This window comes from Pedobacter sp. GR22-10 (genome assembly GCF_026239715.1).
In the GTDB taxonomy this organism is placed as follows: Bacteria; Bacteroidota; Bacteroidia; order Sphingobacteriales; family Sphingobacteriaceae; genus Pedobacter.
The window spans coordinates 1,034,682-1,054,377 of sequence record NZ_JAPIVR010000001.1; the positions used below are offsets into that span (position 1 = coordinate 1,034,682).

Consider the following 19,696-nt stretch of genomic DNA (forward strand, 5'->3'; position numbering starts at 1 on the left):
CAGATTTAGAAGATTTACGCAGGAGCAATTTTATTAAGCAAGATTGATGAAAAAAACTTTGCAATGAAGATTAATAAAAAAAAACATATTTAATCATATTCTATGAAAAACAACCCCATATTAAAAAACTTAAAGCTCCATTTCATCGGACTGGCGATTTTAATTTCTGTAGGTCTTTCCTGCGGGAAAACAGACGACCCCATTCCGGTTGATCCCGTCATTCCACCTCCAGCAGCAGGTACTTTTTCCAACCCCTTGATGAACGGAGCTGATCCGTCGGTATTCCAGAAAGACGGGGTATATTATTACCTGCAAACCAACGGAACTTCCATCAGTTTATGGGCCACCACTGCGATGTCTAAACTGAGTGCAGCCATTCCTAAAACCGTATTTGTTCCGGTGGCTGGTACGGCTAATTCTAGGAATGTTTGGGCACCGGAATTGTACTTTTTCGATGGCAAATGGTACATTTATTACACCGCCGGCAATGGTGCTGATATCAGTCAGCGGACATGGGTACTCGAAAACAGCAGTGCTGACCCCACTACAGGAACCTGGGTAGATAAAGGTCGCATTTTTACTGCCGATACCGATTTCTGGGCGATTGATGGTTCCATCCTCGAGCTAAATGGCAGCCGCTATTTCATGTGGTGCGGAAGACCCGATGTGACCAATGTAAATCTGACACAAAATATTTACATAGCTAAAATGACAAATCCATTTACCTTAGCAGGATCAGCAACTAAGTTGACAGAACCGGAATTGAATTGGGAAAAGAATGGATTTGGTGTAAATGAAGGTCCGCAGGCATTAATATCTCCGGATAATAAGGCATTTTTAATTTATTCAGCAAGCTACTGTGGAACTGACGATTATGCTTTAGGCATGTTAAGCCTTAAAACCGGGGGTGATCCTTTGGTGAAAGCCGACTGGCAAAAGTCTGCCCAACCCGTGTTTAGCAAACAGCCACAAAGCAATGCTTATGGGCCGGGGCACAATTCGTTTTTTAAATCGCCAGATGGCAAAGAAAACTGGATGATTTATCATGCCAACTCAGAAACAAACCAGGGCTGTGCAGACAAAAGAAACGTGAGGATGCAGAAATTTACATTTAAAACCGATGGCAGTCCAGATTTTGGTGTGCCAGTAGCTACAGGATTGCAGGTGAACAAACCTTCCGGAGAACAATAATATGAATAAACACATTAAAAGATACCGCATTGTACTGAGTTTGCTACTGATGTTCATCGTACAGGTGGGCCTGGCGCAAACTTTTAAAAACCCATTGCTACCATCAGGAGCCGATCCCTGGAGCATTTATAAAGATGGTTATTATTACTATACCCAAACCATGCAAAATAAGCTGGTGATCTGGAAAACCAAAAACCTGGCCGATCTTAAAACAGCCGAGCAGAAAACCATTTTCATTCCACCGGCTGGTAAAGCCTATTCAAAAGAACTTTGGGCCCCTGAAATTCATTTTATCGGTGGCAAATGGTATGTATATTTCGCTGCAGATGATGGTCATAACAACAATCACCGCATGTATGTATTAGAGAATGCTTCTAAAAACCCTTTGCAGGGTGAATGGGTATTTAAAGGCAAAGTGGGCGATGCCACGAACAAATGGGCCATTGATGGTTCAGTTTTTATCTACCAGAAGCAGCTTTATATGATCTGGGCCGGATGGGAGGGAGACATCAACCAGAAGCAGGAAATCTATATTGCCAAAATGAAAAACCCCTGGACGGTTGAGGGTGCACGTTACAAAATTTCCAGCCCTCAGTTTGAGTGGGAAAAACATGGCGACCTTAACGATCCCAATAATCCACCCCATGTAGATGTAAATGAAGGTCCTCAGGTACTCGTGAATAAAGGCAAAGTTTTCCTGATTTATTCGGCCAGTGGCTGCTGGACAGATTTTTATGCCCTGGGGATGTTAAGCCTGAAAGGAAAAAATCTTCTGGATGCGGGTTCATGGGTAAAAAGCCCCCAACCTGTATTTAAACAATCGCCCGAAAATGGGGTATATGCACCTGGCCACAATTCCTTTTTTAAATCGCCTGACGGCAAAGAAGACTGGATTTTATACCATGCCAATGCTGGTCCGGGGCAAGGCTGCGGCGGACAACGTTCGCCAAGGGCGCAAAAATTTACCTGGAATGCAGATGGATCGCCAAATTTTGGTGTTCCCCTAAAAACCGATCAGGAGCTAAACATTCCTTCGCAAAATAAATAAGCTGGTTCGGCAAAAGCCGGACAACACCTAAAATTAATATGATGAAAAAATATGTTAACCTTTTATTGCTCGCACTGTTAAGTATCAGCACAGTGACAAGTGCACAGGAAGCCACGCCCGTTATAGGCAAGGTATGGTCAATTGAAAAGGCCAACGCCTGGTATAAACAATACAAATGGATTAATGGTGCCGATTTCTTACCCAGTACCGCCATTAACCAGCTGGAAATGTGGCAGGCTGATACATTCGATCCGGCTACAATAGATAAAGAGTTGGGTTGGGCAGAAGGCATTGGTTTCAATACCATGCGGGTTTACCTGCACAGCCTGGCCTGGAAACAAGATCAGGAAGGTTTCAAAAAGAGAATGGATCAATACCTTACCATCGCCAATAAACATAAAATTAAAACTGTCTTTGTGTTTTTTGACGATTGCTGGAACAAGCAGGCTAAAATCGGCAAACAACCTGCACCGAAACCCGGTATCCACAATTCTGGATGGGTACAGGACCCGGGCGATCCGGATTCGAAAAATGCCGCTAATTTTCCTGCACTTGAAAAATATGTGAAGGATGTAATGACCCGTTTCAAAACGGACAAACGCATTTTATTATGGGACTTATACAACGAACCTGGAAATTCGGGCAAGCTGACGACTTCTTACCCCTTGCTGAAAAGTGTGTTTACCTGGGCCAGGGCGGTTAATCCGGAGCAACCCATCAGTGCCGGCCTTTGGGCATGGGATTATAAAGAACTGAATGCTTTTCAGGCGTTAAATTCTGATGTGATTACTTACCACGACTACGAAGAACCACAGTGGCACCAACGCGTCATTGACATGTTGCGTTCACACGGAAGGCCGATGATTTGTACAGAATATATGGCCCGTACCCGTGGCAGTCGCTTTGAAAATGTGATGCCTATGTTGAAAAAGGAAAACATCGGTGCCATTAACTGGGGGTTGGTAGATGGAAAATCAAATACCAAATACGCCTGGGATACACCACTTCCAAATGGAGAAGAACCGAAAGAATGGTTTCATGAAGTGTTCAGAAAAGATGGAACACCTTATAAAAAGGAAGAGGTTGAGTTGATTAAAAAATTGAACGACGTAAAATAACAGCCACGAAAGGCAATTTCACTAACTTGTGAAACCTATCTAACCATTTATGATGTACAAAAAGATAAGCAGGGCAGTAGTCCTGCTCCTTTTTTTTAGCCTTTTTATTTTAAATTCTGTCACTGCTCAGAAAATTTTCTTTAGGCACTATACTGTATCTGATGGTTTGTGTGCCAATACGATCTGGGATATTGAGCAGGATGATCAGGGTTACATGTGGTTCGGCACTAAATATGGCCTGAGCCGTTTTGATGGCTATGATTTTAAATCCTTCCAGTTTCAGAAAGGCATTCCCGGAAGTTTAGGCAACAACTTTATTCGCAAAATTTTTAAGTATGATGCAAAAACCTTTTGGATCGGTACCGATGAGGGGATTTATATCTTCAACCTGGAAACCGAAAAGTTTAGCCTTTTTAAACCGCTTCAGCATTTTTTTATCAATGATGTCATTCGTGCTCGAAATGGCGACATCTGGATCGCGACTAAAGAGAAAGGGGTTTTCGTTTACGCAGCAAAAAGCCGGCAAATCAAGCGTTTCAATACTACATCTTCACCAGCACTAGCATCAAACGAGGTGTCTAAAATCCTCCAGGATGATGCTGGAGAGATCTGGATGGGCACTTATGGCAAAGGCATTGATGTGCTTAACCCCAGAACCAATCAAATCAGACAATACAGTACATCATCGCCAGGAGCGAAACTTTCGAGTAATGTCATCCTCGATTTGTACAAAGATAGTCATGGCGATATCTGGATTGGCACCATGGCGGGCGGCTTAAACCTCTGGAATAAACGTACAAACCAATTCACCATTTACCAGAAATCGTCGGGAAATTCCATTAGCGATAATATTGTAAGGGCCATTTATGAGCCCAAACCCGGATACATTTGCTTAGGCACGGAAAAAGGTTTAAACATTTTCGACCGGAAAAATAACCGATTCACCGCTTATCAGAAAAAGAACCACGATCCTTTCAGCATTAATGATGATGCGGTTTATAATGTGTTTAAAGACCGGGAAGGGGGCATCTGGATCGGCACCTATTTCGGCGGACTCAATTATTACCATGAAGGAAGCTCGGGCTTTGAATTTTACTATCCTTCGGGCGTGAAAAATTCCCTTTCCGGGAATGCGGTAAGTGCCTTTTTAGAAACCAAACCTGGCCAGATGTGGATTGGTACAGAAGATGGCGGACTCAACTATTTCAATACCACAGATAAATCCTTCCGCAAATTTCCCTTTTCAGCCGGGCAGGATAGTCTCTCTTATCACAATATTCATGCGCTTTATCAGGACAAGGCCGGCAACATCTGGATCGGCATGTACACCGGTGGAGTGAATATCCTAAATCCACGTACCGGAAAGATCAGGCGTTATAAAAGTGACCCAGCCAATCCGGCTTCACTGAGTGACAACAGCGTTTACTCCATTGATGAAGACCGGCAGGGACGCATCTGGGTATCCACCATTTCAGGCTTGAATTTGTACGATCAGCAAAATGATCGCTTTATTCGTATTAAAGGCAAAAACCTGGACAAAAGCTGTATCTATCAGGTCTATCAGGATGAAGATCAGGTCATCTGGATTGCCACCTATGATAATGGCCTGATCAGAATGGATCGAAATAACCACCTCACACAGTATGCCTATTCGCAAAAACCCGGTTCCATCAGTTCCAATAAGGTGATCTGCATGCTGGATGACGGGGATGGAAATTTATGGCTGGGAACGGATGGCAGCGGACTGAATGTACTCAACAAAAAGACCGGGAAATTTAGGGCCTTTGATCATGAAAACTGGATCAGGAGTGCTGTAATTTACGGCATTGTAAAAGATCAGGCCGGGAAATTATGGTTTTCGACCAATAATGGCATCTTTGAATATCATCCAAAAACGAAAACCAAAAGAAGTTTTGGAAAATGGGATAACCTGCAAAGCCAGCAATACAATTATAAGGCCTATTATAAAGATTCATCAGGCAAACTCTATTTTGGTGGCATTAACGGGTTCAATGCATTTTCACCAGCGGAGGTAAAAAGCAGTCCGGCTATACCAAAGGTAAGTTTCACTAATTTTCAGCTGTTCAATAAAGATCTGGATGGGAACGACAGTAATAGTCCTTTGAAGCAATCCATCAACTACACTAGCGAAATTGTTTTAAAGCATCATCAATCGGTATTGAGCATAGAATATGCCTCACTCAGTTTTATTGCACCCAACAAACTCCAATATGCCTTTAAAATGGAAGGTTTTGATAAAGGCTGGAACAATGTGGGCAGCCAGCGGAAGGCCACTTACACCAATCTGCCTCCGGGAGATTATCATTTTCAGGTGAGGGTGATTGATGATTTAGGGACGGGTGTCGGCGAAGTGTCCGGTATTAAAATTAAAATCCTGCCGCCATTTTACAAAACCGTTACGGCGTATATTCTTTACCTGATCGCACTGGTTTCAGGTGCCATCTGGCTCCGAAGGTATGTGTATGAAAAAGAACGTAAACGAAATGAAATCAAGCTGGAACGGCTTAAAAATAAAAGTGAGCAGGATTTTTATAAGCAAAAGATAGAGTTTTTTACGGCTATGGCGCATGAAGTGCGTACCCCGCTCTCGCTCATTATTGCTCCTTTGGAACACCTCCTGACTCAAAAGAAGAAAGATCCGGAAAGTATGGAGCAGTTGCTGGTGATGGAAGAAAACTCAGACCGCTTGCTTACACTGGTCAACCAATTACTGGATTTCAGGCGGATTGAAAGTGATATTTTTGAAATTCATCCCGAACCTTTAGAACTGATTTATTTAATCAATAGCATCAGGGATCGTTTCTCGCCAATCGCCACTAAAAAGGGATTGGAGTTTAGTGTAGCCACTGCATTTGAAAAACTGGATATTCATGCTGATCCGGAAGCCCTGATGAAGATTCTGAGTAATTTGTTGATCAACGCATTTAAATTTGCCAGGAGAAAACTGGAAATTAAAATCAATGATATGCAGGTGGCTGTCAATGGTGAAGAAATGATTTCCATCAGCGTGGAAGATGATGGCATTGGTATCCCGAAAGCACAATTGGATTCGATCTTTAAAAAGTTTTTTAAGGTGTCAACCGAAGGGCATCAGTACACCAATCTGGGTGGCACCGGCATCGGCCTGGCGCTGGCCAAATCACTGACAGAAAAACATGGCGGACGGCTTGAGGTGCAAAGCGAAGAAGGACTAAGAACCATTTTTACGGTGCTCATTCCATTTCGCCAGTATGAACTTGCACCAGCACTTGAGCTGGAAGAAGCCAACGAAGAACATGAAGGAAAGCAAATAGTCCTGGTGGTGGAAGATGACCCTTCGCTGTTGGATTTCCTTTCCAAAAGTTTTATTGCCGAAGGTTATCATACTTTAAGGGCAAAAAATGGCAAGGAAGGATTGAAACAATTGGATAATCATCAGGTTGACCTGGTCATTTCTGATGTGATGATGCCCGTAATGGATGGGATTGAATTGTGTAAAATCATCAAGAACGATATTGATTACAGTCATTTGCCAGTGGTTTTGCTTACGGCTAAAACGAATACCGAAGCGGAGATCCAGGGATTGGAAAGTGGTGCCGATGCTTATATTTCGAAACCGTTTAAATGGAAACAGCTGTCGCTGATGATCAAAAACCTACTCGAACGCCAGTCTAATTTAAAACAGCGGTTCGCCCAAAACCCGCTGGAAGGAACGGAAATACTGAATACCGGAAACCGGGATAAAAAGTTTCTGGCGAAAATCACACAGATTATTGAAGGCAGAATTGCCGATCCGCAACTTTCAGTAGAAGACCTGGGCAGGGAAGTAGGGCTGAGCAGATCGAGTTTATACAAAAAGATCAAAGCCAAAACCGGGCATGTGCCGAATGAATTTGTGCGGATTATTCGTTTGAAGATGGCTGCAAAATTACTGGTTGAACAGGAATATACCATTGCCGAAATCGGCTATATGGTGGGTTTCAATTCGCATTCCTATTTCAGTAAATGTTTTTATACCCAGTTCGAATTAACGCCGACTGAATTTGTGGAGAAGCACAAACGGCGCACGGAGGCGGATTAGGCGAATCAATTCTTTACGGATTAAACAATATGCTGAATTTTTAATATTATAAGTTTTGTTTCATTTTTGAAATCAGTATTCCATATCTTTGCCGCTCAATGTTGAACAGGTTTATTGCCATATCTTTATTAGTTGCACTGATCGGATCTAACTGTTCGCGTTTTTTCATCTATGCCGGTTTTGAGTTAAACCAGAAGTATATTTCAGAAAAACTATGCGAAAACAGAGACCGGCCCTGGATGCATTGTAATGGCAAGTGTTTTTTAATGAAGAAACTTAAGCTTGCTGAAGAAAAAGAAAAAAAGCAGGAAAGGGAAAATCAGCGGAGCCATCACATGGAAGCACTGCCTGTAGCTGCAGCATCTTTTACTTTTAAGAAATCAAACATCAGGGTTATCTATCCACAACGTCCGGTGCTCAATACGGTACACCGAACTTTTACCATATTCCAACCGCCGAAATCTACTATTCTACAGGCTTAATAATGTGCTTTATCATTTTAGATTATATCTTATAGCTTAAAAAAGCTGTTATGATATTTCTTTTATGCCTTTAAATGTTCCTGCTCTATTGTTAGGAATGTTCTGGCAATAGCCTGTATTCTTTTTTTCTGAAATAAATATGCTGTTTACTAAAAATTTACTGCTCGCGGTAGAAAGCTTTAGTAAATGTGAATTCGCGTTAAAAATGCTAACATCATGAAAAGGTTTTTTAAAATAGATAATGCTGTCAGGGTACTGTTTATTCTCTGTATTTCAATGTTTTTAGGTTGTACCAATGAGCCTGATTATAAGGTGATTCGTCAGGAAGTGGTCGATCTGCACAATAAGGTAATGGAGGATGGCGAAATGGCCTCAAAATACAGGCTCATGTTGGATACTTTATCCAGAACAGGATTGAAGGGAATCAGGATAACTCAGCCAGGTATTGATACCACAGCTGAACAAAAAAACATCGCCATACTAAATACAAAGCTTAATCAGGTAGATCAGGATATGATGAAATGGATGCAGGATTTTGTGCCGGATATAGAAGGAAAGCGTAATGCGGAGGCTGTTAAGTACTTTGAAGGAGAGCGAATTAAGATTAAAAAACTGGATAGCCAATACAATCAAATCCTTAATGAATCGCATGCTTACCTGAAAAAATTTAATCTGATAACTCCATCAAATCAAACGGATCATCATCACGATAAAAATTAAGTAGCAACGCGCAAGATCACTCAGGTCATATTGCAAATAAATTTATTCACAATTAATTTTTTGGGCAATGATCCAGCTATGGATCATCGTTTCCACCATTAGCGGTAGTTAGAAAACTACTCATAAAAAAATAATGAAAAAAATCATATTTACCGGACTCTGTCTGGTACTACAAATATTCCTGGCATTCGCTCAGGAAAAGCCATCAATGAACAAAGATTCGACGAGCAAGGTAAGGGATACTTCGGCAAAAACACTCAGCGAAGTGAAAATCAGTTCGCGTTACTATCGCCGTTACAACATCAATAAGTCGTCAGCCAGTCTGAAACTTAAAACGCCCTTACTCCAGTTGCCGCAAAATATTCAGGAGATTGATCAAAGCATCATTGCTGATCAGCAGGCCATTTCAGTCAATGAAAGTGTAACCAGAAATGTCAGCGGTGCCACACGGAATAACAATGCTGATCTTTACACCTCTTATGTATTTATGCGTGGTGCTCAGATTAGCCCGATGCGCAATGGTTTGGATCTTTCAATGATCTATGCCGGTCCAAGTGCGGAGGATGCCGCCATCATCAGCCGGGTAGAATTTATTAAAGGTCCTTCCAGCTATATCAATGGCCTTTTTGATCCGGCAGGTTCCTATAACATAGTAACCAAACAACCCATGGGTACCCATACCCGTGAGCTTGGTTTTTCTGTTGGTAGCTTCAACCTGTACAGGGCAAATGTTGATTTTGACGGCAACCTGGACAAAGCCGGAAAATGGCAGTATCGTCTGAATGCAGCCGCGCAGAAAGCTAAATCCTTTCAGCAATATAATTTTAACGATAAGGTGGTGGTAGATCCGGTGCTGAAATACAATATTAACAACCATTCATACCTTTCGGCTGAATACATTTTTCAGTCGCAACGCTTTCAGCAATACTTTGCCACCGTTTTTGCGCCAGATGGATTTGCAAGTTTGCCGACTGATTTCACCATCAATGACCCCAACAAGGCACCCATGAAATCTGTTGAGCACAATGGTTTTTTAAGCTATCACAATGCCTTCAATGCCAACTGGCAGTTAACGGTAAATGCGGCCTATGCCCATGACCACCTGGAAGGAACTTACTTTTTTGTGTCCAGGTACAACGCTGCTCAGCCAAATCTGATCATGCGGAGGGCAACTTATGAAAGACTCAATACCGATGTATTGGCTATCCAGCCCTATATCAATGGGGTATTTAATACGGGCAACATCCAACATAATTTTATAGGAGGTTTCGACATTAATCACAAAAGTTTCCTTTCTTATTCAGGGTCTAACGATCCAACGGCAAATCAAACGCTTTATCCGCTTGATGCTTCAAACCCGGTTTATGGGATTGCTTTTGATGCCAATATAAGGACAGGCGCACTTGCAGATATTGCAACAGACCAGCAATCTATTGCTTATCAGGCTGCCTATGTGCAGGATGAACTCGGACTGCTTAAGGGAAAACTCCGCTTAACACTTGGTGCCAGGTTTACTTTTAGTGAAACTGGTGTGCAAAAAAGTGCTTCAAAAACCAGTTTGGGCACCACTAAGAACAAAGTATTTACACCGAAGATAGGCATGAGTTATTCATTGCTTCCTGAGTTTTCTGTCTATGGTCTTTACGACGAAACTTTTACGCCACAAAGCGGCGTAAACACCACCACAGGTGAAGCATTTAAACCATTGAAAGGACAAAACCTGGAATTTGGATTGAAAAAAGACTGGATGAACGGCAAGTGGAATACTACCGTTTCTGTATACCGGATTATCCGCGATAATGTGAAAGTGAGCGATCCTACCATTAATGTACAGACACAACTTGGGCAAACCCTTTCAAAGGGTATAGAATTTGATTTGAAAGGTGAGGTTTTTAAAGGACTGAATGCGGTGATCAACTATGCCTATACTGATAGTCATATTTCAAAAGACACCAATCCTGCCCGGGTAGGGCTGGTTACACCATTTCGGGTAAAGCACATACAGAATACCTGGCTGAATTATGCTATTCCATTTACAGGCTTAAAAGGTTTTTCAGTTTCCGGTGGATATCAATGGCAGGTAGGCAGGGCAGGGAGATACGAACTTCAACAATTATCATTGGCACCCATATTCCGCCTGGATGGTGGTGTAGGCTGGTCTAACAGCCGTTTTTCTGTCAACGGAATTATCAACAACCTCTTGAATAGGTTTAACTATGGCAGCGGATGGATTACGCCATCTTCAGCCAATATTGGTGCCTATGCTTATGTACCCTATCCGCCACGCGAATTCAGGCTAAACCTCGGGTATAAATTTTAAAGCAGTATGAAGATGAAACGGTTGACAAAAATATCTTTTAAGGTGCATGGCTGGCTGGGGCTCGCTTTGGGACTGTTCTTTCTGCTTTATGGAATCAGTGGTTCATTGCTTGTTTTTAGGCATGATCTTGACCGTTACTTTAATCCCGGACTTCATCATCTGAAGCCCGGGAATACAAAAGTTCCGGCTGATGATATTTACAGGATGATTCTTCGCACGCACCCTAACCTGAAAAAGCTGGTGCTGCATGATTTTCCGCGTGACCATTTCGACTGTTATGAATTTATGCTTTATAAGCGGCAAGAGCAACTCACCGCCAGTTACCTGTATTATGTTTTTGTAAATCCCTACACCGGAAAAATTATTAAAGAAGGTGATCATGGTCAGTTTTCGCCTTCTTTTTTGCGTTGGCTTTACACCTTGCATTACAGCCTGCAGATGGGCATCCCGGGCATGTTGATCACAGCCATTATGGGATTTTTGATGTTGTTTTCACTGCTCACCGGCATCATTATATACCGCAGGCGTTTTTGGCAGGTAGTAACATTTAGATCAGGTTTTCGCTTTAACAACTGGCGTACCGGCGCGTCATCTCTTCACCGCATTATTGGAGTATGGTCGCTGGTCTTTAATGTGTTGCTTTTTTTTACTGGTTTCTGGATGCTCAGGGAATATTTCAGTCCTTCCATGTGGGTACTACCAAAACAGCAGAAAAATTACGAGGTATCTGCAAATATTGATCACATTGTAGCAAAAGCGAAAGTGCATGTTCCGGGCTTTGTGCCGATTGCAGTGAATATCCCGACAGTTAAGAATGGTGAAATACTGGTAAGGGGGCATATGCCATCAACGACTAATGTACTGCTCCAGGGAAAGGCGAGTAGCATGACCTTTGATGCAGAAACCGGAAAATTGAAAAAGCAGACTGTAATTGATAAGCAAAGTATGGAAGATCGTTTTGAATATATGGCTTATCAACTACATATAGGTGCCTTTGGCGGTCATGTACTTCAATGGATTTATGTTTTATTTGGACTTACACCTGCATTTTTATCCATCACCGGAAGCCTGTTATGGATGAAAAGAAAATATCCGCAGCGCAGCAAGGAATAGCATCCAAATGTTACTTATTTTTTTTCATATAAAGAATACTTTCCGGCAAGTCAGATTGATCTGCTTTAAAGCACAAATGAAATTAATTTGTTGATTTTCAAATCATTTTCAACAAAATTTAAAAGCCTGTGCAACATTCGCTAAACTTCTGCATCTAGTAAATAACCGGGCAAATTATTTTGCAGACCAAATCCATTTTCTATGAGCAGATACTTAACGATCTTATGCATGGCCTTGCTGTGTAGTTTTACCTTTTTCACTCTCCAGGCACAAGAAAAAAAACATCAACTGAGCGGTGTTATTGTCGATAGCCTTACCCAAAAACCAGGTGAATATTTTACCGTTGCATTAAAAAAAGATTCGTTGGTTATTAAAAGCGCTGTTTCCAATGAACAGGGAAAATTCTCTTTCGAAGGAATTAGTCAGGGTAAATATAAAATCATTATCGGATCGCTTGGATATCGGTCAAAAATGCTTGATCTCAACCTTAAAGAGGATATTAACATCGGTAAAATTTTGGTTATTTCATCAGGTAATGAACTTAATGAAGTATCTGTTGCAGGAAGTAAACCTATCATTAAACAAGAACCAGACCGGATTACCTATGATATTCAGTCTGACCCTGAAAGTAAGGTGCTATCTGTATTGGATATGATGCGTAAAGTGCCGCTTCTATCTGTAGATGCAGATGACAATGTTAAACTAAAAGGAACCGGCAATTACCGCATCCTGATTAATGGAAAGCCTTCAGGAATCTTAACACGTGATCCTAAAGAGTTTCTAAAAAGCATGCCTGCCGCAGGTGTGCAGAAGATAGAAGTAATTACCACGCCAACATCCAAATATGAAAGCGAGGGTTTGGCCGGGATTATCAATATCATCACTTCAAAAAAAATGGAGAATGGCTACAGCGGGAATGTGAATGTACGCAACCAGTTTCCAGGCGGGCCGAGTGGTAATCTAAACATGACGATCAAGCAGGGAAACTTTGGTGCCAGCCTTTACGGTGGTACGGGTGTGTGGCAGATAGATGGCATAAAAATTACAGAGTTGAGAAACAGCCGTGGCACCGCCATTCCGTCTAGCATGTATTCTTTAGGTACGCAAAAAACAGATAATAAATGGGGCTGGGGTGGCGGCGAGTTTAGCTATGAAATTGATTCCTTAAATCTGGTAACCCTTGAAGTGAACCCGTACGGTGGTTACAATGAACAAAACTTAAATCAGCATTTTGATATTAAAGATGGCTCGGTATCATCAGGTTATGATCTGGATAGCAAGACCAGGTATGAATGGGGTGGAACGGACTATACACTAAACTTTCAGAAAGGATTTAAAGATAAAAAAGACCATCTCCTAACTTTCTCTTATAAGTTTTTTGACAGTTCCGAACCACAGTTGAATGATGTGATGTTTAGCAACAGGTTCAATTATACGGGACTGAACTATAAGCAGGATAATACGAGCAAATCGAAGGAACAAACCGCTCAGATCGATTACATTAATCCATTTAAAAAGCTAACGATAGAAGCAGGTGTAAAAGCAATTTTGAGAAATGGTGAAAGCAATTTTCAGTACCTGAATTTTAATGAGGCCCAGCAGATCTATATCAATGATCCAACGCAAAGTAACGTTTATACCAATGATCAGAATATTTTTGGAGTATACAATACCTACACCTTAAAATTAAAAGACTGGACTTTTAAAGGAGGTGCCCGTTTGGAGCATACGGATGTGAAAGGCAATTTCGAAAGCACCAACTCAACGGTTAAGTCTGATTATTTTAACCTGATTCCATCGGTTTCCTTAAACAGGACTTTGAAAAACAGTCAGAGTATTAGTTTAGGCTTCACTCAACGCATTCAGCGTCCGGGTATTTGGGATCTGAATCCATTTGTAGATAAATCAAGGCCAAATTTTGAATATTTTGGAAACCCTGACCTGAAAGCTGCTTTAAGCAATAACTTCGAAATGACCTATAGCAACTTTAAGAAAGGATCTTTAAACATCAGTTTAACCTATAATTTCGCCAACAACACTCAACAGCAAGTATATGAATATTTTGCAGCCGAAAACCTGACACGAATTACCTCTTATAATATTGGTAAAAACAAACTTCTGGGTACCAATGCCAATTTTAATTATCCGATTACAGGGAAGTGGAACCTTAACGTGAGTGCGAATATGAATTATATCTGGCTGGAAGGGATGATTGCAGGTGTGCTCACCAAAAATAGTGGCATTACCGGTTATGCTAATTTTAATACCAGTTATAAGTTTGAAAAAAACTGGAAGTCCAGCGTTTCAGTAAATTATGGTGCGCCGGATGTAATGTTACAGGGCAAGTCAAATGATAATTATTACATCGCCTTCAGCGGAAGTAAAGATATTATCAAGGATAAGCTGATTTTTTCGGCCATGGTGGCTAATCCTTTTCAAAAATACAGGGCGTATAGAAGTGATAATGAAGGAGTGAATTTTACACAGGAACGAATTCGTGAAAACGCCTTCAGGCGTATTAACCTGAGCATGAACTGGAAATTCGGAAAACTGAAAGGCTCCATTAAAAAGAGTGAACGCAGCATTTCCAATGATGATACTAAAAAATCTGCTAATTAATAATGCCTGTAGCTGTTAGGTAAAAAATGATTGATTTGTATTTTTATAATAATTAATTATTGTTTTACGATAATTAATTATTATTTTTGGTGAATAATTTATTTGCCAGCTATATGAAGTTAGTTCGCCATATTTCAATCATCGCCTTTTACCTGACCAGGGTAATGGCTGCCGGATATATTTTAACGGCTCTTTACATTATCCTTTGTGCGCTATTCCAGCCATCTACCCTGCAACACCTGCCCGGTAACCGCTTCGCCATTTGTTATCCCTTTACTTCCGAGCATTTTTTATTGGGTGCTGAATATACTGTGGGGTACATTACAGAAATGATTCTGGTTATCTTTCTGTACGGCGCGTTTTTTGCCTTGCTCAGTAATGTTTTCCAATCATTCAGGCCTCAAAAAATATTTACGATGAAGGGCATTCGCCATCTCCGGTTTTTCTACCTGATCAATCTCTTTCTTTTTCCGCTGGTATTCCTTATTCTGGGTATTTATTCTATTGAAGATTATCCCTATGTAGCCATGATTACAGCCCATTGCATCATGGGGATATTTGCGCTTTTTCTCGCTGCCATATTTGAGCAGGGTTTGAATTTACAGAACGACCAGGACCTAATTATTTAACCATGCCAATTGTAGTAAATGTAGATGTGATGCTGGCCAAACGTAAAATGCAGAGTAAGGAACTGGCCGACCGGTTAGGGATCACCCCAGCTAATTTATCCATACTTAAAACCGGGAAGGCAAAAGGAGTAAGGTTTGATACACTGGAAGCCATTTGCAAAATCCTGAATTGCCAGCCAGGCGATATTCTGGAGTATATAGAAGTATAAATAACAGCTTTTATCTTTTCATTTAAAAAAGCACTTTCCTCAGTGCACGGAAATCGTATTGTCTAAAAATTAATAAAAATGAATCACTTATCCATTAAAAACCTTCGAAAAACGTACGCCAATGGTGTGGAAGCCATCAATAATATTTCCCTTGAAATCGGGAATGGCATGTTTGGTTTATTGGGCCCAAATGGCGCAGGAAAATCATCCTTAATGAAAACCATTGTTGGTCTCCAGGCTGCGGATAGCGGCGAAATCATGTTCAATGGTGCAGATGTATTGGCAGATCCGGCCTTGATTAAAAAACACCTGGGTTTTCTGCCACAGGATTTTGGTGTCTACCCCAAAATATCAGCCTATGACCTGCTTTCGCACCTGGCTGTTTTAAAGGGCGTAACAAATGCCGCTGAAAGAAAAGCACAAATTCTGGCTTTGCTGGATAAAGTAAACCTTTTTCAGCACCGGAATAAAGAAGTGCATACATTCTCGGGCGGTATGCGTCAGCGATTCGGTGTGGCACAGGCCCTGCTGGGGCAACCTCAGCTGGTCATTGTGGATGAGCCTACTGCTGGTCTTGACCCTGAAGAACGCAACCGTTTTAATAATTTGTTAAGCAGCATCAGTGAGGAAGTGATTGTGATTCTTTCCACGCACCTGGTGGAAGACGTACATCATTTATGTGCAAAAATGGCCATTATGAATAAAGGCACCCTACTAGCCCATGGTAACCCAAGTGATCTTATTCAGGAACTGGAGGGCAGAATCTGGCAGAAACAAGTAAGCAGCAGTGAACTGGAACAATACAAAAATGAACTGCAGATCTTGTCTTCACAGTTTATAGCCGGTAAAATGAGTATCCGAATAAGGGCAGATAAAGCACCTGAAAATTTTAGGCCGGTAATGCCAATCCTGGAGGATGTATATTTTTCAGTTCTTAAACCTGCAAAAGCCTGATCATGAAAGCCATATTTCTTTTTGATCTTCAGGGATATTTTAAAAGGCCAGGTTTTTACGCCCTTTTATTGCTCCTCACTATACTGGCTGTGCTGGGTGGTGCCCATGCCAGGTTTTCGGTTGGGGAAGATGTTTTTGATAATTCACCTTACCAGATTAGTTTAATCACTAACCTGGTTAGTTTGGTGACGATTTTTTTTAGTACTTTGTTTGCCTCGCAATTGCTTTTCAGGGAAACTGATGCCCGTTTTGAACTCCTGCTCTTTAGCACACCCATAAAGAAGAATGCATTTTTTGCAGGCAGGTATGCCGCACTTTTATCGCTGAGCTTGTCATGTATGCTATTGCTGATTATGAGTTTTTTTATCGGATATGCATTTGGAGAATCTTCAGCAAAACATACCGGATTTGTATTCAACTGGTATTGGTATCCGATGGTGGTTTTCACGCTGATTAATACTTTATTTACCACTTCGGTATTAAGTACTATAGCGTGGTTTAGCCGGAATAAATTACTGGTGTATGTAAGCGGCCTGCTGTTGTATATCTTGTATATGGTGGCCCTGATCTATTCTGGTTCACCCTTGATGGCGCAAAGTATGCCACAATCCGATCAGGCGCAGTTTATTGCTGCATTATTCGATCCCTTTGGCTTTTCTGCTTTTTTTTACCAGACAGCGCACTGGTCAGTAGCACAGCGAAATTCAGAAATAGTAGAATTAAGTGGCTTGTTTTTATTCAACAGATTTGCCGTACTGGTTCTCTCTGCGGGCTCAATATGGTTAGGCATTAAAAAGACTTCGCTAATTAAAATCCAAAAATATAAGCGAACTGCAGCTCGAGTGGAGAGTACGGAACACATTACTTTGGCTGCTTATCAACCCGTTAAAACAAGTGATCATCTTAAGGCGCAATTCAACGCACTGGTTTCATTTGTCAGGATGGATCTGGTTTATATTTTTAAAAGTATACCATTTATCATTACCGCAATGGCCCTGCTATTTTATGTAGGGATGGAAATGTATGGGGAGATAGAAAAAGGCATCAGGATCCCGCAACAATATGCCAGTTCAGGTTTAATGGTAAGTACCATCATCCAGGATTTTCATGCCTTATGTATGATTGCGGTATTATATTATGCACATGAAATTTACTGGAAAAGCAAAAATGCCAACTTTAATCTGATTGAAGATACCGCGGGCAATGTTAAATTCCATTTTTTTGCCCAATGCCTGTCACTGGCCATTTTGATCTTTTTGTTTAGCGGACTGATCATACTGGAAGGTATTCTTTTTCAGTTGCTGTATCATTATCCTTTTATAGAGTGGTGGGTTTACGCGCATGTATTCCTGTTTAATAGTTTTCCACTGGTATTATTGGGGATGCTTATTTTGTTGATCCAGAAGGTGATCAGGCAAAAGTATGCCGGCCTTGGTTTAACTGCTCTTTTTGCGCTGATCATGGCCACTTCCTTAGGCAAAAAGGTTTTCAGTCATCCTTTGGTGAAGTTTTTACAACCTTTTCAAGGAGTGTTTAGTGATATGAATGGCTTTGGTGCTTATACTGCTTTTTATGTAGAAAGATTATGTTTTGGGATTGGGATAGTAGCCCTATTGCTCATTATGTTCAACCTGCCCAAAGGGAAGTTGTTAAAATGGCCTGGCATGATTGCTTTACTGTTTGCTGTAGTCCTGAGTTTTAGTATGGGAAGTATTTTGATGCAGGGTTACCGGCCTAAAAATGAACAATATGATTTGCAACGGCAAGCTGCTTATGAAATTGCTTACAGGAAATACCAGCACCTGCCACAGCCTACTGTTACTGAAGTAACTACACAAGTAGATTTGTTCCCGGAAAAAAATGCTTATCATATCCGTGGTAACTATAAGCTCGTCAATAAAACAAAACAGCGCATCAATGGGCTGCTTGTCAACCTGGGTAATGAAATGGATTTGGAGTATGCTGTTTACATAAATGGTGCAGAAAAGATCCGGATCAAAAAGCCATACGAATTCATTCGATTGCGAAAAGCCTTGTTGCCAAATCAGGAAGCCCGCTTTGAGTTTAGTATCCGCTATTCATGGAAAGCTGTGAACGGACACCAGTCGTTTAATGCCATTGTACAAAATGGCTCATTTATGCGCATCAGCAGGTTTTATCCGCAGTTTGGTTATTTGTCAACTAAGGAAATAACAGGTAAAAGCCGCAGGAAGCCATTCGGACTAGGTCCGGTTACGGCTGTAAAGGCTTTTGATGCGCCTAAAGTGCCCAATGATGATTTCATCAATTTGAATATGGTAATCTCCACACCGTTGAAGCAAACTGCTATTGGTGTTGGTGAACTCAACAGGCAATGGAAAGATGCAGATAGAAATTACTTTCAATACCAAACAAGCTCACCAATTCCTTTTCGATTTGCTATCTCAGCTGCAAAGTATGCCATTAAAAAGGCGTTTTATAAGGGGAAAAACTTTGAAATTTATTACCATCCTGCTCATGATGAAAATGTAGCGCATTTGCTTAAAAATGCAGAAATAACACTGGATTATTGCGAAAACAATTTTGGTCCTTATCCCTTTAAAACCATTCGTTTTGCCGAGGTTTCCGGCTTTACCAAAGGTTTTGCCGCAACGGCCTATCCTGCAACAATTTTTATGACCGAAGATATGTTGTTTCATGCGAATATTAAGGGGGATAGGCAGCAGGACGTCATTAATGAACTGGCCGGCCATGAATTGTCGCACATGTGGTGGGGGAATAATCAGATCTCGCCCGATGATAGGGATGGTGCAGCCATGCTTACAGAAACGCTGGCGATGTATACAGAGATGATGCTATTGAAAAAGATGCATGGCAAGGCAAAACTGCTGGAGAAAATAAAAATGCACCTGGGGATTTATCTGGATGAAAAAGGCTTTACTACTGAACAACCCTTATACCGGGTGAAAAATGAAGATATTCACATTTCCTATTCCAAAGGTGCGGTAATCATGTACAGGTTAAGCGAACTGATTGGCGAAGAGAAGGTAAATCTGGCACTCAGAAATTTCCTGGCCAGGCATAAGTACCCGAATCCAAAACCGGTTTCCGTTGATTTTTTGAAGGAACTTTACCAGGTAAGCGATCCAAAATACCATGCCGAAATCGAAAACATGTTTATGAAAACTGGTGGATTAGAAGAAGGAATGAAATGATAGGAATAAATTTTTCCT

General features: G+C 41.2%; 14 protein-coding genes. 13 read left to right on the top strand and 1 reads right to left on the bottom strand.

The features are described from left to right. The first annotated feature begins 102 nt into the window (after window positions 1-102). From OQX64_RS04370 to OQX64_RS04385, 4 genes are read left to right on the top strand one after another with little or no spacing between them, the layout of a single operon-like run. Window positions 103-1,191 carry a glycoside hydrolase family 43 protein gene (locus tag OQX64_RS04370; RefSeq protein ID WP_265817802.1) on the top strand — a complete coding sequence of 363 codons (1,089 nt, stop codon included), beginning with the start codon at window positions 103-105 and terminating at the stop codon, window positions 1,189-1,191. Between the two features lies 1 nt (window position 1,192). Continuing rightward, window positions 1,193-2,239, top strand: a complete 1,047-nt coding sequence (locus tag OQX64_RS04375; protein ID WP_265817803.1) for a glycoside hydrolase family 43 protein — start codon at window positions 1,193-1,195, stop codon at window positions 2,237-2,239. 38 nt (window positions 2,240-2,277) lie between these two features. Continuing rightward, entirely contained in the window at window positions 2,278-3,357 is a 1,080-nt protein-coding gene (locus OQX64_RS04380; RefSeq protein ID WP_265817804.1) for a cellulase family glycosylhydrolase, read from the top strand. Between the two features lie 49 nt (window positions 3,358-3,406). After that, entirely contained in the window at window positions 3,407-7,438 is a 4,032-nt protein-coding gene (locus tag OQX64_RS04385; protein ID WP_265817805.1) for a hybrid sensor histidine kinase/response regulator transcription factor, read from the top strand. A gap of 46 nt (window positions 7,439-7,484) precedes the next feature. Here the strand turns inward: OQX64_RS04385 and OQX64_RS04390 are convergent, their stop codons facing one another. After that, the gene (locus OQX64_RS04390; protein ID WP_265817806.1) at window positions 7,485-7,607 is read right to left on the bottom strand and encodes a hypothetical protein; all 123 of its coding nucleotides are present in this window, start codon (window positions 7,605-7,607) and stop codon (window positions 7,485-7,487) included. A 97-nt stretch (window positions 7,608-7,704) separates the two neighbouring features. Here OQX64_RS04390 and OQX64_RS04395 point away from each other — a divergent pair, with 97 nt between their 5' ends. The 9 genes from OQX64_RS04395 to OQX64_RS04435 all read left to right on the top strand — a co-directional run bounded on the left by OQX64_RS04395 (window position 7,705) and on the right by OQX64_RS04435 (window position 19,678). Further along, window positions 7,705-7,920 carry a hypothetical protein gene (locus OQX64_RS04395; RefSeq protein WP_265817807.1) on the top strand — a complete coding sequence of 72 codons (216 nt, stop codon included), beginning with the start codon at window positions 7,705-7,707 and terminating at the stop codon, window positions 7,918-7,920. A 216-nt stretch (window positions 7,921-8,136) separates the two neighbouring features. Then, a complete protein-coding gene (locus tag OQX64_RS04400; protein WP_265817808.1) occupies window positions 8,137-8,640 on the top strand; it encodes a hypothetical protein in 504 nt (167 codons plus the stop codon). A gap of 133 nt (window positions 8,641-8,773) precedes the next feature. Beyond that, on the top strand, window positions 8,774-10,960 hold the full coding sequence (locus OQX64_RS04405) for a TonB-dependent siderophore receptor (RefSeq protein ID WP_265817809.1): 2,187 nt from the start codon (window positions 8,774-8,776) through the stop codon (window positions 10,958-10,960). Window positions 10,961-10,972: 12 nt separating this feature from the next. Then, a complete protein-coding gene (locus tag OQX64_RS04410; protein WP_265817810.1) occupies window positions 10,973-12,073 on the top strand; it encodes a PepSY-associated TM helix domain-containing protein in 1,101 nt (366 codons plus the stop codon). 201 nt (window positions 12,074-12,274) lie between these two features. Next, window positions 12,275-14,692, top strand: coding sequence for an outer membrane beta-barrel protein (locus OQX64_RS04415; RefSeq protein WP_265817811.1), 2,418 nt, complete (start codon window positions 12,275-12,277; stop codon window positions 14,690-14,692). A 113-nt stretch (window positions 14,693-14,805) separates the two neighbouring features. After that, entirely contained in the window at window positions 14,806-15,321 is a 516-nt protein-coding gene (locus tag OQX64_RS04420) for a DUF2975 domain-containing protein (RefSeq protein WP_265817812.1), read from the top strand. A gap of 2 nt (window positions 15,322-15,323) precedes the next feature. Further along, the gene (locus tag OQX64_RS04425; RefSeq protein ID WP_265817813.1) at window positions 15,324-15,530 is read left to right on the top strand and encodes a helix-turn-helix domain-containing protein; all 207 of its coding nucleotides are present in this window, start codon (window positions 15,324-15,326) and stop codon (window positions 15,528-15,530) included. 78 nt (window positions 15,531-15,608) lie between these two features. Then, window positions 15,609-16,484 carry an ABC transporter ATP-binding protein gene (locus OQX64_RS04430; protein ID WP_088300410.1) on the top strand — a complete coding sequence of 292 codons (876 nt, stop codon included), beginning with the start codon at window positions 15,609-15,611 and terminating at the stop codon, window positions 16,482-16,484. A gap of 2 nt (window positions 16,485-16,486) precedes the next feature. Beyond that, window positions 16,487-19,678 carry an ABC transporter permease/M1 family aminopeptidase gene (locus OQX64_RS04435; RefSeq protein ID WP_265817814.1) on the top strand — a complete coding sequence of 1,064 codons (3,192 nt, stop codon included), beginning with the start codon at window positions 16,487-16,489 and terminating at the stop codon, window positions 19,676-19,678. Window positions 19,679-19,696: the final 18 nt, after the last annotated feature.